18 protein-coding genes and 1 tRNA gene are annotated in these 17534 nt (G+C 33.3%); 2 read left to right on the plus strand and 17 right to left on the minus strand.

Features of this window, described 5'->3' with window-relative positions; genetic code table 11:
- Window positions 1-222: 222 nt before the first annotated feature.
- The 4 genes from SLH48_RS16750 to SLH48_RS16765 all read right to left on the minus strand — a co-directional run bounded on the left by SLH48_RS16750 (window position 223) and on the right by SLH48_RS16765 (window position 3011).
- Window positions 223-618: a hypothetical protein gene (locus tag SLH48_RS16750; protein ID WP_214483364.1), complete on the minus strand. Its 396-nt coding sequence runs from the start codon at window positions 616-618 to the stop codon at window positions 223-225.
- Window positions 619-1574: 956 nt separating this feature from the next.
- Complete coding sequence (locus SLH48_RS16755; RefSeq protein WP_320259090.1) at window positions 1575-1757, minus strand: hypothetical protein; 183 nt, start codon at window positions 1755-1757, stop codon at window positions 1575-1577.
- 102 nt (window positions 1758-1859) lie between these two features.
- A complete protein-coding gene (locus SLH48_RS16760) occupies window positions 1860-2213 on the minus strand; it encodes a hypothetical protein (protein WP_320259091.1) in 354 nt (117 codons plus the stop codon).
- A gap of 725 nt (window positions 2214-2938) precedes the next feature.
- A tRNA-Val gene (locus tag SLH48_RS16765) sits at window positions 2939-3011 on the minus strand.
- Window positions 3012-3832: 821 nt separating this feature from the next.
- Between SLH48_RS16765 and SLH48_RS16770 the strand changes: the two genes are divergently transcribed.
- Together SLH48_RS16770 and SLH48_RS16775 are read left to right on the plus strand one after the other, a co-directional pair.
- Window positions 3833-4351 carry a ubiquinol-cytochrome c reductase iron-sulfur subunit gene (locus tag SLH48_RS16770; RefSeq protein WP_320259092.1) on the plus strand — a complete coding sequence of 173 codons (519 nt, stop codon included), beginning with the start codon at window positions 3833-3835 and terminating at the stop codon, window positions 4349-4351.
- 111 nt (window positions 4352-4462) lie between these two features.
- Complete coding sequence (locus SLH48_RS16775; RefSeq protein WP_320259093.1) at window positions 4463-4906, plus strand: hypothetical protein; 444 nt, start codon at window positions 4463-4465, stop codon at window positions 4904-4906.
- 36 nt (window positions 4907-4942) lie between these two features.
- Here SLH48_RS16775 and SLH48_RS16780 read toward each other — a convergent pair whose 3' ends face one another.
- The 13 genes from SLH48_RS16780 to lgt all read right to left on the minus strand — a co-directional run bounded on the left by SLH48_RS16780 (window position 4943) and on the right by lgt (window position 17484).
- Window positions 4943-5611, minus strand: coding sequence for a plastocyanin/azurin family copper-binding protein (locus SLH48_RS16780; RefSeq protein WP_320259094.1), 669 nt, complete (start codon window positions 5609-5611; stop codon window positions 4943-4945).
- A 140-nt stretch (window positions 5612-5751) separates the two neighbouring features.
- The gene (locus tag SLH48_RS16785; RefSeq protein WP_320259095.1) at window positions 5752-6408 is read right to left on the minus strand and encodes a response regulator transcription factor; all 657 of its coding nucleotides are present in this window, start codon (window positions 6406-6408) and stop codon (window positions 5752-5754) included.
- Window positions 6409-6412: 4 nt separating this feature from the next.
- Window positions 6413-8044, minus strand: a complete 1632-nt coding sequence (locus SLH48_RS16790; RefSeq protein ID WP_320259096.1) for a histidine kinase — start codon at window positions 8042-8044, stop codon at window positions 6413-6415.
- A gap of 213 nt (window positions 8045-8257) precedes the next feature.
- Window positions 8258-8695, minus strand: coding sequence for a rhodanese-like domain-containing protein (locus tag SLH48_RS16795; protein ID WP_320259097.1), 438 nt, complete (start codon window positions 8693-8695; stop codon window positions 8258-8260).
- A 14-nt stretch (window positions 8696-8709) separates the two neighbouring features.
- Entirely contained in the window at window positions 8710-9237 is a 528-nt protein-coding gene (resA, locus tag SLH48_RS16800) for a thiol-disulfide oxidoreductase ResA (RefSeq protein ID WP_320259098.1), read from the minus strand.
- A gap of 21 nt (window positions 9238-9258) precedes the next feature.
- Window positions 9259-10449 carry a c-type cytochrome biogenesis protein CcsB gene (gene ccsB, locus SLH48_RS16805; protein ID WP_320259099.1) on the minus strand — a complete coding sequence of 397 codons (1191 nt, stop codon included), beginning with the start codon at window positions 10447-10449 and terminating at the stop codon, window positions 9259-9261.
- Entirely contained in the window at window positions 10433-12079 is a 1647-nt protein-coding gene (locus tag SLH48_RS16810) for a cytochrome c biogenesis protein ResB (protein WP_320259100.1), read from the minus strand. Before SLH48_RS16810 ends, ccsB begins: the two co-directional genes overlap by 17 nt.
- A gap of 299 nt (window positions 12080-12378) precedes the next feature.
- A complete protein-coding gene (locus tag SLH48_RS16815) occupies window positions 12379-12567 on the minus strand; it encodes a hypothetical protein (RefSeq protein WP_320259101.1) in 189 nt (62 codons plus the stop codon).
- Window positions 12564-13976, minus strand: a complete 1413-nt coding sequence (locus SLH48_RS16820; RefSeq protein ID WP_320259102.1) for an ATP-binding protein — start codon at window positions 13974-13976, stop codon at window positions 12564-12566. Before SLH48_RS16820 ends, SLH48_RS16815 begins: the two co-directional genes overlap by 4 nt.
- On the minus strand, window positions 13973-14692 hold the full coding sequence (locus SLH48_RS16825; protein ID WP_320259103.1) for a response regulator transcription factor: 720 nt from the start codon (window positions 14690-14692) through the stop codon (window positions 13973-13975). Before SLH48_RS16825 ends, SLH48_RS16820 begins: the two co-directional genes overlap by 4 nt.
- A 140-nt stretch (window positions 14693-14832) precedes the next feature.
- Entirely contained in the window at window positions 14833-15444 is a 612-nt protein-coding gene (locus SLH48_RS16830; RefSeq protein WP_320259104.1) for a hypothetical protein, read from the minus strand.
- Between the two features lie 547 nt (window positions 15445-15991).
- Window positions 15992-16282, minus strand: coding sequence for a DUF2933 domain-containing protein (locus SLH48_RS16835; RefSeq protein ID WP_214483362.1), 291 nt, complete (start codon window positions 16280-16282; stop codon window positions 15992-15994).
- A 374-nt stretch (window positions 16283-16656) separates the two neighbouring features.
- The gene (gene lgt, locus SLH48_RS16840; RefSeq protein WP_320259105.1) at window positions 16657-17484 is read right to left on the minus strand and encodes a prolipoprotein diacylglyceryl transferase; all 828 of its coding nucleotides are present in this window, start codon (window positions 17482-17484) and stop codon (window positions 16657-16659) included.
- Between the last annotated feature and the right edge of the window lie 50 nt (window positions 17485-17534).

Raw genomic sequence — 17534 nt, forward strand, 5'->3', positions numbered from 1 at the left:
AGCAACTATAGGAACCAACATACGATCACATGCGTTGATATGACCGCGTTCCTAACGCATGTAAATTTATCAATCATACACGATTTTATACATCGTTGATATGACCGCGTTTCTAGCTTGTCGAACTCCCTTTATTCGCTAAAATAGTGCATACAATTAACCTTCCGTTTTAAGGTGGAAGTGTTCGAGGTACCGCGCGTCAGGTTCGGCTTGTAGACTTATTTACTTACAAGGCTCATTCACTGCTCCCCAACGCATTAACCCTTCTACAGGGTCCGTACCAGCCACAAACACTACTTCAATTCTAGTTACATTATCGCATGTGAAAAATTTGTTAAATTGATTGGCATTTAAAGTTATAGACTTGTTTAATGTACCATTTGAAAAAAAGTTAAATACGACTACATCATTCAAGTTTAATGTTGCTAAAGTTAATAGCACCGTACCTACAATTCCAATTGCTTTTCCATTATATAATTCCGATGTTGTATTGACGCTATCTACCGAGAAATTTGAAGTAATATCACCAGTAAACAATAGACAAGGACAATCGCACGCTTTTTCATCCTTTACGATTGTACTTCCACAACACGTACTTACTTTCTTATACTGAGACATCGCTCAACCTCCATAATCACAGATTTACGATATAATATGCTCGTATTTTTACCCTGATTGGACGTACGACCTCAACCGACATCAAGTTCATCCTACAATTCCCCTATCTATTCGTCAGTGTCTACCGTTTGCTTAAACCGTTCGATCTTCACTTTCACATCCGACATACTAACGCCTTCCTCTTTATCTATCGAATCGATTTCGACCTTCTCCGTTAACTACTATGCACCTGAAACAACGTCCTAAACATCGCAGCATTACTATCCTTGATTATGTGATCGGGTATATCGACTCCATTACTTCCGGTAATCTATCGAGTGAATTGCGCATAATCTGACGATTTAATTCTTCGTTAAAGTGATCGAGCTTACGCCATCCTTTGTTATGTACGTTCTGTAACGCATACCTCTTCGGCTATTTCAGCGTACTTCATTCCGTTTCTTTTCGGCATTGCTAATATCGTAAATGCCGTTATTTGTGCTTTTGTTAAATTCCGTACCATACTTAACGCCCTCCTTTCCGTAATACTTTGCGAATACATACCGATTTAATAAGTTCAAAACCATTGTGCCGCATTTCGCCTTGCTCAAGTCATCACTGTCCATTAATACCTTTCCTCGCCGATAATTTAATAACCTGCGATAAAGAGGACAGCGACGAATGAGAGAAACGAATGAGGCGCAATCTTAGTCGGTAGACAAAGATTAAGATATATTTCCGCTCCTAATCGCTACATCCCTTGTCGCTCTATGGTGAACCCTGTTTTTGGTTATGGGAATAAGGTCACACTCATTATCATTTACGTTATTCTAATTGAGAATAAATACCTTTTCTTCACGTTAAAACATGGTGAGTAATGTATCGTCCGGCTTCTTATTCTTATGATAAAACACGCTAGGATTAAACGTGTATCGCTCCGGCTCACTACCAACTTTAATCCTCGCACCCTGCTTGCGTTAACCTTTCACAATATAAAAAGCTGACCGTATTAACGATAAGCAAATACTCTCCAACTCCCGAAGTGCCTGCGTTGCTTTCTTTGCTTCACGTTGAATAGCCCTTAACCCAGTAATAACATCAGGCACCTCAACATTTAATTTCACTGTGAATTCGCCAACTTCGCGCTGTGTTTGCGCCATGTTAGATTGACTCCTTTTTCGGAATCTAAAAAAGCCAACCACGCTGAATGCGATTAGCTGTAAAACACCAAAATATTTACTCAACCGTCTAATCAAAACGAATTAATTAACCATACAATACCGCAAACAAACTATGAAATGAGGTAGAATAATGAACGCGTATGTTTCAAAATCATCATGTTGCGGTAGTACTGTATCTACAGCCAAAGAACAAACTGCTTGTTGTGATTGTCCAGTAATTACCGACCAATGCTCAGGGAGAATTGAGCGAGAGTGCGGTAGTCCAACATTTTCCTTTTTTAATGGAAATACTATAGGATCTGTAAACGGTACAATTAACATAGAACCTACAACAACGTGTGAAATACTGATAGTAGTAACCTCAAACGGGATGGATTTTCCTTTAGGTCCTTGTATTGAAGGAGATGTTATATGCATCTCATATAGAAACGTCACTCAAATAACTCTAACATGTACTAATGGAAGTACAGGAGAAATTTGTGTGATAAATTATAACTTTACTATCACTGAAAGATGTATATCTAACACTGTTGTTTCAAGCAGTCCTTTGAGATAGCGTTAACTCGCGCACTGACCGCCTCCTTTAACTAATATTGACCAATCGCTCTCAGACAAAATTATCTTCGTTGAGGACGACCATTTTAAGACGCGTATTAATAGTCACTGGAGATAATCCGACTTCCCTGTCTTTACTGGCTTTATATTTATGATCTTCAAATTTCACTAGTCTTTCACGCATAAATACAATATAGTCTCTAATGGTATCTTCCGTAATACACTTTATATTTCGATCAATTCCGTTGCGATCTAAATAATCAAAAAAAACCCTAGTTGTGATCGTACTATTTTAGAGTTTTCTCCGCACGACCTTCGGCTATTTTAATCACTTTTAATCGTGAAAACAATTCTTCTAAATCGTTGATAGATTTCTTTTGCCCGATTACTCTTGCGTTTTTAGTAGCTTTACTACGTCGTTATGTTGCCATAATATTCGTCTCCTTTAAGTAAATTAACTAAACGAATATGATGGATAAATACCTCTACAGCACCGCTACCTTGCGGGTTAATGGGAGCGTAACCCTGCGACTAAGCCAAAGCACAAGTCAATGGAAATAAAAAACGCTAGAACCTTTGAGTTATCAAGGATCCTAGCGTTAGGATGATTCCGACTGGTCTCGAACCAGCGACCTCTACCCTGTCAAGGTAGCGCTCTCCCAGCTGAGCTACGGAATCACAATATATTGTTGTGAATAATTAATATAATAGCTTGATATATTTGAAATGTCAATATCTTTTCATGACTTCAACTCAACGATCTCTTATTGTTGGTTTTCGAATTAAGTAACATATATACACAACTACCCTTGGAGAGTTCATTTCTTTTGAAAAACTATGTTCAATATATTAAATCCTTTTTTACTATGATAATTTGGTGACAAAAATATAAAATTTTTGGATAAAAACCTTTTTATTTTAATATGATCGTGTGTGGGACTCCTTTAGGAAAAGTTGACTCCCTATTGTTACGAAAATATGTTCTCTGATCTTACAGAAAATAAGGGCTAGATGTAACCTTAAGTTCCATAATACCATTTATCAAAAAATGACTACCCTTACGTCGATGAAAAACATGACTGATATCAGGTTGAAGCTCTATTTATATCTACAAAGGTATGTATTTATTTGGTTGTGATGATGTGGACTATGGGACGATTTGACCTTACATAGATGAAAATGAAGGATTTTGCTTCGTGTATAAGTACAAACTAAAACAGCATATCAATGTAAGAAAAACATTTTCACTTATTGTAGATAACACTAAATCAAATTATATAGCCTTTATTAAGAACAATGCTTTTATAACTTATTTTCACAAAAACTCAATACGTTAAATGAATCTCATACAAAGAAAACATGTTCTTCTTGCTTACCTTATTAGAAAAATAATAAAATGAAGAAAAAGAATAAATCAAGTCCAAAGGTTTCTTCCTTATCAAAATACATAAAATCTTCATAAATTTACGCTATTATAAACTTTATAAGGAGGTTAAAATATGATGGAGAAATGGAATAGGAGAACGTTTTTAAAAAACGGTACTAAAGGTACTCTTGGTATGTTAACGCTTGCTGTTGTACCAATAAGCCTGACTGCATGTAATAATGAGGAAACAATAGATACTAGTTCTTTAGCAAAATTAGGCTTGTTAGATGATATAAAAAAAGGTCCTTTTCCTAAAAAAATAAATTATTCAACAACTATTAAAGATGCATGGGTCGAACAAAAAAGAGAAGGATTTGTGTATGTAAATGTTGATCCTGAGAATGCGAATAACCTATTAATTATGTCTCCTGTATGTACTCATTTGGGCTGTATTGCTGGTGAGGTTAGCGATGATGAAAAAAGTGAAAGTAGTAAGGAACTAACATTTTATTGTCCTTGTCACGGCGGAGAATACGATGAATTCGGTATAAATATTGGTGGTCCACCTCCACGTCCTCTTGACATCTTTCAACCCATTATACAAAACAATGAAGTATATATACCAGTACTAAGTAGCACAGAACGTACTTAAGTTTTCAAAAGGGTTTTTGGTTAATCTAGTAAAACTCAACTTAGTTCCCATTTCCAGTAATTTATGAAAAGAGCCTTTAAAAACCAACAACTAATTGTCGTAGGTGAAGTTATGGAAATTCTAAAGAAATTAATTATAATTATTGTTGTATCGTTAATCCTTCATTCGGCTTGGGAATTCCTACAGTGCGGGATTTTTTATAATATGTCTTCGATGTCAATTGTTGAGCCACTCATGTGGCAAGCAATATTTGGGGACGTTAATATGACCATTATTTTATTTCTTTTACTAACATTTATTCACGGAAATGATAAGTGGATATTTAATAAATTTAACAAAGTCACTTATATAATCATTTTCTTATATGCGTTAGCTTTAAGTTTTTATTTTGAAAGTTCAGCACTATATACTGAAAGATGGTCTTACTCAGAATATATGCCGTTCGTATTAAATACAAACATTGGACTTATACCAGTTATTCAATTAATTGTTCTATTCCCTCTAACCTTCACCATTAGCAGGTTTATACTTAAAAAATTGAAAAGTGGGAGTTGACTACAATCAATCCTCACTTTTCAATGAGACCGATTTCTATTTTTCCACAATAATAGTCCCAACCATTCCTGCTTGTTCATGCCCAGGAACACTACAATAGATTTTATATTCTCCCTCTTTTAAAGGTATAAATTTGATTCTACTGCTTTGCTCAACATCTACATTCATATGAATTGCTTCTTTTTCACCATCAGCTGACACTACCTTAACACCGAATATTTTATCGATGAAAGACACTTCATCAGGATGTGCATCCATTTCATCCATATAAGTTATTTCAATGTCCATATCGTAAGCATTTAAATCATGGAAAACCTTACCTTCATTTATTAAAATAAATTCATATTCTGTGCCTTTTGTTAAAGTAATCTTTTCAGGATTAAATCCCATCTCAAATGCTGAAATTTCTATTACTTTGTCGTTACTAACAGCTTCATCAGATGACGCAGTTTCAGTTTTATCTGCACTTTCTGCATCATCGGTGTTTTCTGTAACCTCAGTGTCTTCTATATCCTCAGTGTTTTCCATATTCTCAATTTCACTAGATTCTTCTTGACCACTAGTTTCACTGACTTCTTCATTAGAAATTTCAACGTCCTTTTCAACAGAAACCTCTTTATCTTGTACTGTTGAACACCCTGCTAGGAACACTACAATTATGAAACTCGAAATAATGTAATGAATAAGATTTTTATTTTGCTTCATTTTCTACCCTCTTTCATCGAAATTATATTTTTTTCACATTATTATTATAATTTGAATTGAATTAATAGTCTGTTAACCATATGGATAACAAACTAAAAAAAAGGAGTATTATTACTACTCCTTTTTTTAGGTCATTTAGCCTATATATCCTTTAGTATTCCTGCTTGAGCTGCTTTAGCAACTGCTTGAGCTCGATTAGTAACATGTAATTTGGCAAGAACATTTTGCAAATGTTTTTTCACGGTGTGGGGGCTTATATAAAGAAAATTACCAATATCTTTATTTGTATACCCTTTCGAAACAAGTTCTAAAATTTCCTTTTCTCGGTCGCTTAAATTATTAATTTCTGATGAAGTTTCAACTTTAGTTGAAATAATCGAAAACTCTTGTAATATTTTATCAGCCAACCCTTTGGTAAAAGGAGGATATCCTTCGTATGCCAATTTAATATAAGAAAATAATTCTTCCATGTTGAGGTTTTTTAACAAATAACCATTTGCACCATTTTTTATAGCATTAAACAAATCATGCTCTTCATCGGATATTGTTAGCATAATAATTCTTACGTTACTATTGAATGTTCGAATTTGTTTCGAGGCTTCTATGCCGTTTTTTTCTGGCATTTGAATGTCCATCAGTATTACATCAGGATTCAATTTTCGTGTCAATGAAATGACTTCCAACCCATCGCCTGCTTCACCTACTACCTCAAACTCAGGTTGTATGTGTAGTAATTGGACAAGTCCTTTTCTTAATACTTCATAATCATCACACACTAATATTTTTATTTTTTTCATTGAATCACCTATCTATTGGTATAATTAATTCCACAGAAGTACCTTGGTTTAATTTTGAATCAACTTTTATGTTTCCATGAATTAATTTTGCACGTTCATGAATCGTTTTTAAACCGTACTTTTTATCCATTTCCCCAAGATTTTCAAAACCTATACCATTATCTTTGATTTTTATGTGGATTTCTTCATTAATTTTAAGTAAGCTCACTTTTACACTTGTTGCTTGAGCATGTTTATTAATATTATTGAACACTTCTTGTAAAATACGTAGGATATGCATTTTCACAAGTGGGGTTACATATTTTACATCTTTCAAAATCCCAATTTGTTCAAACTGAACATCTACTCCTAATTGTTCCATGTATTTTCTTCTATACAAATCTATTAGTTTAAATAAGGACAATTCGGTATCTTTTGATAAGCGAAGTTCAAATAAGTACTGTCTAATTTCATTATAGGTGGAATTAATTAGTTCATCCAATTGATATAAACTTGAGGAAAATTGATCTTTATTTAAATGATCTTCTGACGTTTTAGCTTTAATATATTCAAGTAATATTTTCATACTACTAATTGCTTGGGCTAATCCATCATGCATCTCTCTGGATAATCGTTCTCTCTCTTCAACAATTGCAATTTCTTTTATTTTTTCATATTGAAAGACATTCTCCAAGGAAATAGATAAAGTATGTAGAACATTAGTCAATACTTCATTATTAGGAGTATAGGAATTCTGTAATATGAGGTATCCAATGACTTCTGATTTATCTTTAGTTTGCAGCTTTAAAAACATTAAAGAAGAATCACTATTTTTTGTAACTTCTACTTTTTCTCGGTACAAAGATAGGATAGAATTTTTATCAACTTTTCCTGTGGATACTACAGTTGGGTTTGATAGATCATTGTAATTGAGAATAAGTAAACTGCTACTATTACAACCCAATAAATTATTAACAATCGTTAATGCATTTTGAAATACAACATGTTTATTCGATGTTAAACGTCCTAAAGATATAATTATCTTCGATAACTTAAATAAGTTCTCAGATTGGTATTGTTTTTTAGCTGTTTCTGTATATAAAGCTATTATTGTTGCCTCTAATTCTTTTTGAGAAGATAAGTCTCTAACTGTTAAAGCAATTTTATTCCTTAATGAATGATCGCTATATATTTTAGATGCTGAAATACTTATGGGGATTTCATCGCCATTCCTTTTTATTAGCTTTCCATAATACAATTTATTGAAATTATCAATTAAATCTTCTTCAATCCAAATCAAATCGTTTAGATGTAAAGGTTCGATGGTATCCCTTCCACTCATAGTTATTGCACCTTGATTCATATGTTCCAACCGCATTTGTTCATTGAACAGGAAAATACCATCTATACTACTATCATAAAGAGCTTTTGCTTCTTTTTCTTTTTCATATTTCTTTTTCTCAAGTTTGGATAGGTTATTAAAAAAATATATGGATATAAAAACAATTCCCATTATAAAGATAGATGAAGAAATGACTATATCTGCATAATAGGATAATCGATGTATGATAAATTTATGACGGATTAGTTCATAAATTACGATTAGGGAGCTTGTAATAGCTATAAAAGAAATTTTAAACCTTGAGTAGCTCTTCAACTTTCCTTCCCCTTTTTAGGCTGTTTTCGCATATTGTTGTTTTTCGTACTAATAAATAAGCATTTAATTTGTGTCCTCTTTTCTTCCTACTTAAGACTAACAACTAAAAATATAAAACGTACGTATTAAGAAAGCAAAAAGCCTTTTTTATAACTATAACTGATCAATCATGCTAAAACAATTGGTAAACTGATCTGTTAAAACTTCCAATAACTATTGTAGTCCACTTTCCAAAGGACCAGACCATTGGTTCATACCACCATTTAAATTCCCTACCTGTTTATAACCTTTATCTATCAAAAACTGACTGCTGTCTGCTCCCATGCGTCCAGAGTGACAAATAAAAATAATCTCTTTGTTTGCATCTAGTTCTGTGTAACGATTCCTAATGTCGTTAAAAGGTATATTGATGGATCCTGGTATATGATTGTTTTGATAAAGCTCTACTTCACGCAGGTCAACTAGAATAACATCGTCTTTTTCCATAGCATTAACTACCTGGTCTTGTGATAATGAATTCCAGGAAAGTTCGCTTGTATTATTTACCTCAATGTTTTCATTTTTAGAATTAAATAAAAATTCCCCAACAGTGCCTAAAATAACTAAAACAAACAGCACTATTAGGATCACTCTGATTCCCTTTTGGTTCATACTATCACTCCTTTTTAAGGTTGGATTCTTTTCATGTAATTGTCAACATCCTGTTGAGTCATTTCACCAACTATTTTATCTATTACAATCCCATCTTTGTCTATTAAAAAAGTTACTGGAATAGGCCCAATATTGTAGGCATTAAGCACCTGTTCATCTTTATCTAATAAAATTGGAAATGTTAAATTGTATTGATCAACAAAAGATTGAACTGTTAATTTCGGCTCTCCTACATCCACTGCTAGCACCTCTACACCGGTGTCCCTATAATATTGATAAGAATTTTCAATAAAAGGCATTTCTTTTTTGCATGGTGGACAATATGTAGCCCAGAAGTTTAGAAATACTCCTTTACCTGCTAACTCGCTAAGCTGGACAAAGTCTCCTTCCAATGTGACCAATTTAAAATCTGGTGCTCTCTTACCTATAATAGCAATCTCTCCTTTTTCACTAGAAAAATTGGAGTACAACACATACCCGATAGCTAACACAAACCCTAACAAAATTAACCCTCGTAAAATAGTCCTTATACGCTTGTTCATCGCAGTTACCTCCTCATCGATTTATGCATATGAATGTAAACCTGCAATGACTAGATTTACTACAACTAGATTCAGCATGATAATGATAAAACCTATGACTGCTAACCAAGCCGATTTCTTCCCTTGCCACCCTTTTGATAATCTTAAGTGCAAGTATGCTGCATAGAATAACCATGTAATTAAGGCCCATACTTCCTTTGGATCCCATCCCCAGAATCTAGTCCATGCTTCTTGTGCCCAAATCATCGCAAATATTAAGGCACCTAGCGTAAAGATCGGAAATCCTATTAATACAGAACGGTATCCTATTTCATCCAGAAGGTCATCACGGACATGCTTTAGCTTTGGTTGAATGAAGGCACCTATTCTTTTCCTTAATACTAATCTTGTTATAATATATAGACTCAATCCACTTAATAACGCCCACAATAAGGAATTCAACTTTCTTGGTGCATTCACCCCATTCATCCAAGAAGGAGCATCAACTAAAGCACCATATGAATTGTTAGATTCTTCAAGGGTTCCGTTTGGAGGACCTACGATCGCTGGCATCGTGTATGTAATCGTTGTTTCTACATCTGTTTCGCTGACCCAACTATAGTTAGTTTCATAGTTCATTGTATTAAATATTAAAGTAACACCAGCGAAACCAACTGTACTTAGTAAAGCATACAAGACTAGCTCTAAGAATACTGTTTCTTTTGTCGTCTTATGTTGATTAACTGCTTTTATTAGAAAAATCACACCTGCCACGAAACTAATCGCTAAAACACCTTCACCTAACGCAGCAGTTGTCACATGTATTTTTAACCAGTAGCTTTGCAAGGCTGGTACAAGCGGCTGCATGTTATCAGGAAAAACACTGGCATAAGCGATGATGATCATAGCAATAGGTAAAGCAAAAACGCCTAATATACTTGTTTTATATACTAGATATATAATAATGAATGCTAAAACTATCGTTATCCCAAAAAACGTCATATACTCAAACATGTTGCTAACTGGGGCATACCCAGAAGCAATCCACCTCAAGACAAAATATGCAACCTGTAATAAGAAACCAACAATAGTCAATATAAATGCCATTTTTTCTATTTTTGATAATTTTGTATCCTTATTTTTATGCGTTTTAAAAGATGCAGAAAATAAAATAGTTGCGATAAAGAATATAAAAAACGAGATTCCTAATAATTGACTACTTAGCTGAAACATTCTCTTCCTCCCCGTTCTTCCCTCTTGTCCTTTTTTCTAGCTGATCTATTGGAACTGAAATACCTGTATTATGAAATGTTTTTTGTAGCTCTTTCTGAAAGCTAAACCACCCTTTATTCGTATGACCAGCAACCCATAATTCATCACCGAATCGCTGAAGCCATATTCTTCGATGCTGCCAATAACTACCTTGAACAAGTCCAACCATAAAAATAAATCCACCTAAGCCAATAATACCTAATGTTAAATCTTTACGGATTGTAAGTGCGGTAACATTCCTGGTCTTAACCCCCGCAAGTTCAATTTTATAATTATTTTCACCTAACGGTTCAAGGTTTTGACCAATGGATAGGAAACTTACCTCATCTTCGGATGAATTTGGACCAATAACATTAAAAGCAAAAGCAGGATTATTCGGGACCTTTGATTTTGTAATTGGGCCATTTTCACCAAGCTCATAATCAGGTAAATAACTCATAAGCTCTACAGCCATTGTTTCATTAATCTGATACTTAGTTATTGGGTTTACTAAGTCAACAGTAAATTTTCCAAAGGATTCTCCAGATGCTTTATCAGTTACGGCAAAGTCAAAGCTTTCAAACTCATTTTGCTTATAGCTTACTTGGTATAGTGCATAATTATCTATTTCAAGAGGATAATTAACTCGAATTTGTTCACGCTTAATTTCCTCTAAATCGGGTTCCACACCTGGTATGCTTGAACCAGTATTCATGAACAAAATAGCATTCGTTTGATAGTTTTTTGGAACTACTCCTCCTGCATTGTTTATCGCTTCTTTATATTTCGGATCATTCTCATCATAAAATTCAAGAATAAATTTCTCATTTTTGATATAATACTCTCCATTTGTTCCAGGCACTTCTTTTGTTTCGCCATCACGTAGCCAAACTACTTCATCTAAATAAAAGCCAGGGACATAACGAAGCATCCCCCCAAATAATACGATGATTAATCCTATATGATTAACATACGGACCCCAACGAGAAAACCTACCTTTTTCTGCAAGAAAATTATCCCCATCTTTTCTAACTGTATAACGTGATGATTGTAAACGTTCTAGAACATGCGTATAATCAACATCCTTTTCTACTATATAAGTAATGCCCAATAACCTTTGCTTTTCTAAAAACTTCACATGCTTTGTCACTCTTTGATTTTTTAATTGTTTATATAATGGGATTACTCTATCTATACTTGCTACAGTAAGAGAGATACTTAACAAACCAATTAATAGTAAGTACCACCATGAATTGTATAGATTATTAAAGCCCAACTGGTAATATACGTCTCCTAAAACCCCATACTCTTGTTTGTAAAAATCTGAAGGTGGTATATTAGGTGGTATGTATATTTCTTGAGGGAAAATGGTTCCTATTATTGATGCGAGAAGCAAAAGTATGATTAACCAAACCCCGACTTTCACGGAAGAAAAAAACTGCCATGCTTTGTCTATTGGTGTTTTATTATAGACTTGTGACCTTCTTGCCGTTCCTTCGTATCGCATATTAATCAAATTTGTTGCGCTCTCATTTAATGGATTCCCACATCGACTACAAAGCTCTGTTCCTACCTGATTTTGCTCCCCACATTCACATAACTTTCCTACCATAAACAACCTCCTGTTTATTACCTTGCTCGTTATTGTAATGTACCAATAAAATTTAAAGATTTTATGAATATAAGAAAAAAAACGCTGTATTTATCAGCGCTTTTAGGTTACTTTTTTTAAGATTATTTATAGTCATTCCTAATGCTTCTTTCTCATTCGTTACTCCTATTAAATAAATTGGCTTTTGTCATTGATCATTTTCCTCCCATGTGACTTTGAGCATGTGAAAGGTCCTTTACAACAGTAAGAGTCTCTACAATTTCGATCCCCCATACAATCCACATTATAAGGAAATACTTTTACTTTGATTTTATTACTATAAATACGGTAAAAATCATGAGAGGACATAACACAATTAAACAAATTTCAAATAGTGTCTTAAAATAATCAAGAATACTTGTCGGCTTAATTAAAGTTGTTACTACAATGGATAAACAAATAATTCCTAATAAAATTAATACTCCAGGTATAATTACGTTCTTCTTCATGAAGCGCTATCCCTTTCAACCTCTATCGGCAACGAAATACTAATAGTTGTGCCCTTGTTTATTTCGCTTGTTACCTTAACCTCTCCGTTCAACAATTCAATTATATTTTTTACGATCGCTAACCCAAGACCTGTTCCACCCATAGTACGTGAACGCGATTTATCCACTCTATAAAATCTATCAAAGATAAATGGAATATCCTCTTCTGGGATACCAATACCTGTATCCTTAACATCAACAAAACATTTATCACGTTCAGTTTTAACAATTACTTCAATCTCACCTTGATTAGTGTAGCGGATGGCGTTGTCTAGAAGATTAATAAACAGCTGTTCTAGCTTGCCTCCATCTGAATATATAAGAGCCGTATGCTCGCTGAAAAGTGTTTTAACTAATAAATCTTTTTTCTTTGCATGAATGTTTGTTTTATAAACTGCAGACTCAACTATTTCCTCTATATCAACCCATTCAGTGTATACGTCTACTTTTCCTAATTCCATTTTTGAAAGGTCAAATAAATCCTCAACAAGTCTTGTTAACCTAGTTGTCTCCACTTCTATTATTGATAAATATTCATTTCTTTCGTGTTCATCCATGTAAAGATTATTTTTTAATGCTTGGGAATACCCATGTAAATAAGATAGAGGTGTCCGAAGTTCATGAGCTATATTTGCAAAGAATTCTCTTCTATTTGTTCTAAATGAATCCAGTTCAGTTGCAAGGTCATTAATGGCTGATGATAATTTACCAATTTCATCAGATGAATGTACATTGACTCGTGTCTTTAGCTTCCCTTTGGCTATTTCTCTCGTAGCTTTTTCCATTAATAGAAGCGGATTGGATAATTTCCGAGTGACAAAATAAGTAATTCCTATTCCTATTAATATTGCTCCGAAAAGAGCGATAAACAATAGTGAACGGACTTGAGAAATGGATTTATGTATATCATCAACAGAAGATAACACAAAAACACCTCCCAAAAATGAATTATCTGAAAAAACTGGACTACCAGATGCCAAAAAATGAGTATTGTTATTCCGATATTCTATATCTGTATCATAACCATCACGAAGAGTTGATAAATCATCGTCTGAAAGATACCCTCCCCCAATTAGTTCTACTGTTTCAATAGAACTAAGAATAACTTGTCCATTTTCATCAACAACAATGATCTCTGTATTTGTTAGAAATGATAATTGTTGAAGTAATTCAATGATTGTCTCATCCTGAATGTTATTAAGAGAAGACGAGTAACGTTTAGAAAGCTCGTGAATATTGTCATGTACTTGTTTATAATAAAAGTCAGTAAATAAACGATCGATTACGTAGATGAGGGGAATTGCTATAATAATAAATAATACAATAATTACAGAGCCAAGCTTCCAAGTAATGCTGTTAAAATTCTTCATACACTCTCGTCAGGGTTATTCAACCGGTACCCTACGCCCCAAACTGTTTTAATCGGATTAAAACTAATCTGTAGTTTCTTCATCTTCACCCTTATATTTTTAATATGTGTATCAACCGTTCTTAGTTCAGTTGGTTCATTATACCCCCAAACAGTATCTAACAGAATATCTCGTGTATACACTTTATTTGGATGTAATGCCAATAGATGAATAAGCTCAAATTCTTTCGGAGTTAAATCAATTAAAACATCATTAATCCGAACTTCTCTGCTAGTTGAGTCAATTGTCAAGATACCATCCCCAAAAATTAGGAAGCCATCGTAATTATTTTCATGTCGGGATGCACTAGAGCGACGTATCAATGCATTAACTCTTGCTTGAAGTTCTTCTGGAGCGAAAGGTTTACTTAAATAATCATCTGCTCCTATTTCTAAGCCTTTTACACGGTCAGCTACTTCATCTCTTGCAGTTAACATTAAAACTGGGATTGATATATTTAGATTTTGTCTAATTTCTTTACAAACTTCCCATCCATCTAATTGCGGCATCATAATATCCAAAATGAGCAAGTCAAGCATTTGGTATTTTCTTTTTACCACCGATAAACCTTCAAGACCATTATCTGCTTCGTACACTTCATAATCCTTACTCAAGTGAATCTTAATAAGATTTCTCATATTAATTTCATCATCAACAACTAGAATTTGTTTTTTCATTTGATCACCCTATTCAGCATTTTTCCCTAAAATATAAATTAGTATCTCCCGTTTTTCAAAAGGTTTAAGATCAATAGGCAGATAAGAATAATCCTATATTGAAAAGAGACCAGCATGACTAAGCTGCTCTCCTTCCGTTTTCAATCTACATTTCCACTATTATCAATTATGTGATTATGTTCTATATCTAAATCAACTTGTAACGACTCAGTGTTAACTATTAGTCCCATATTATTGTATATATAGAAAAATCCAATAAGGATAATAGCTGAAGCTATTGGATGTTCAAGCATTTTATTGAAGGGCTGAGTGAAAGGTTTTTGCGTTTCATCATTCAACAAATTTAAAGCTAGAATGAGAGAAACAATCACTAATGTAAAAAAAATTTTGATGGTTGATTCCTGATATTGAACCATTACCATCTCACCTAACATTGCTCCCATCATTCCTCCCATTAAACCTGACAACATTCCATTTAATACTGGTATGATTCCATTCAGTAGCCCAACAATACTTCCACATATAAACCCAACACCCATTCCTAAGACAGTAGATAAAAAGAGATTTCCATTTAAAAAAACCCCAAAGATCACTCCACTTAACAAACCATTCATCATACCGACTGTCATTGTAATCGTCATACTAGTCATACTTGCTATGTTTTTTCTTTGTTTTACCAAGCATAAGGAAATATAAAAGGTTAATAAAAGTGGTGTTATAATTGTCATTAATAACGCTTTTGACATAATCATATTTATCACATCCTAGTTTAATAGCATGTACATCAATATATGCAATTACTATTGCAACTAGTACAGATATCCCTACAAACATCAGATGATTCGACTTTAAATCACCTAGACGTGTAATCCAAAACTACGGTATTAATATAAAAGTTATTTATTTGAAGATAAAATCTTGAATTGACCTTTGGCAGCGACCTTAGGATAACAAAATTTCTAACACATACTTTGTGCTAATCATCTACTCAAAAAATAGCTTTAATTCGGTCAAATCAGCTGAAGGAGTAGTTAAATCAACATCAACCTGCAATCATTTAATTGTAAATTATTTACAACATGAGTAGCTTCCACATTAATTACATCAACATTGTATGTGTTCGGCTAAGTTATCATAATTAAATGTATAATTAATTCCTTCATGCTTTTCTACAATACTGTCCCCAAATGAGATTTCATGAGCTTCTTTGTATACAGGGTTCTATCAATGCTCTCCTTTGTAGTTCGATTTATTAACTACATCATTAGACTCTTCAGCCTGTTGACTCCTTCTTCAGCTTTACTTATTCTTTGCATTACTTTCGATAGAGTCATCAAATTTTTCTTTAAGCAATTCATGTTGTTCTCTTAACATAGTAAGTTCACCTTCTAATTGCTTAACTTTATAGCTGTCTAATCTAGAAGACTGTTCTTCTTCACTCGATAAATCACTTTGTACAGTAGCATTATGACCAAATTGATGTTTCCCATGACGATGACCATGTTGATGTTTTCCATGATTATGACCTTTCATCATAAAGACCATTGATAATGGACATAAAAGAAGCAGTAAAAGTAAAATCCATTCCATCATTAATACCTCCCATAGATCAATTTTAATAAAGAAGTCATATGTCAAATGACTGTAAATTTTGAACGGTGTTATTTTTTTGTACTTAAAACTAAATGTATATACTAACTGGTGTTAGTGGCTTCTTTTCTACTATTTTAAGGATGAAAGTTCATATAGCTTCACCATGCTGTTCAATTTAATAACTTAAACAAAATTTTAGAAAAGGGCCGATCTAACAATATGCTATTAATTATGAATTTCTGAACCATCACTCCCATCTCAATACCATAACCTCTTATAATATCTTTATATGCTAATTGTTTTTTCTGCAGATAAAATGCATATATGTTCTCAACTGTGTGAAAGGTTTTTTTCAACTATTAAGCTGATCTTCACCCCTGTACCCCAAAATAAATAATGACCGATAAAAGCATCAATACAATTACTGCAAATATTGTTTTATAATAATCTTTTGCTGTTATTACATTATCATTATTAATAGTGCTTCTTGGTTTCAAATATTTCATTAAGAATATTCCGATGGTTATACCTACAATACTCATTAAATGACTAACAGATATCGTACCTAATATCATTGGATTAATTCTTGAGAATTCCACAATTGCTCGTATGATCATATAACCAATTAAATAATGAATAAAGATTTGCCCATGGTAAGATGATTTTTTCAAGCGTAACCATAGGTACCCAAATAACAAATAATCTAATAAAAATTCGTATGCTTGTGATGGATGAAGATACTCTCCATTTACTTCCATTCCCCAAGGTAATGCCTGTGAAATTGGACCACCAAATACATCACAACCAATTCTACTAATCCCTTGAGCTAATATTAATGCTGGCGCGACAATATCTAATGTTTCCCAAATCGGCATCTTGTGACGCTTCAAAAATATATACCCAACAGCAAGACCACCTAAAATACCACCATGTATTGAGAGTCCGCCGTTATGAATGAATATAATTTCTAATGGATTATTAATAAAATAGATAGGATCGTACATGAACACATATATAATACGAGCTCCTATAACTCCACCAATGAAAGAGTAGATTGCACCATCCATCAATAATTTATGATTAAATCCCCTACGCTTTGCTTCTTTATTTAATATTGCCAAACCTGCCATTACACCAATAGCTATCATTAAACCAAAAAAATATATTGAAAGCGGACCTATACTAAATAAGGGTTTCATCAAAACTTCCTCTCTTCATTAAATTATTTTCTACTCATCAAATCCAGTCA

The sequence above is a fragment of the Cytobacillus sp. IB215316 genome (assembly GCF_033963865.1).
Taxonomy (GTDB): Bacteria; Bacillota; Bacilli; order Bacillales; family SM2101; genus Nanhaiella; species Nanhaiella sioensis.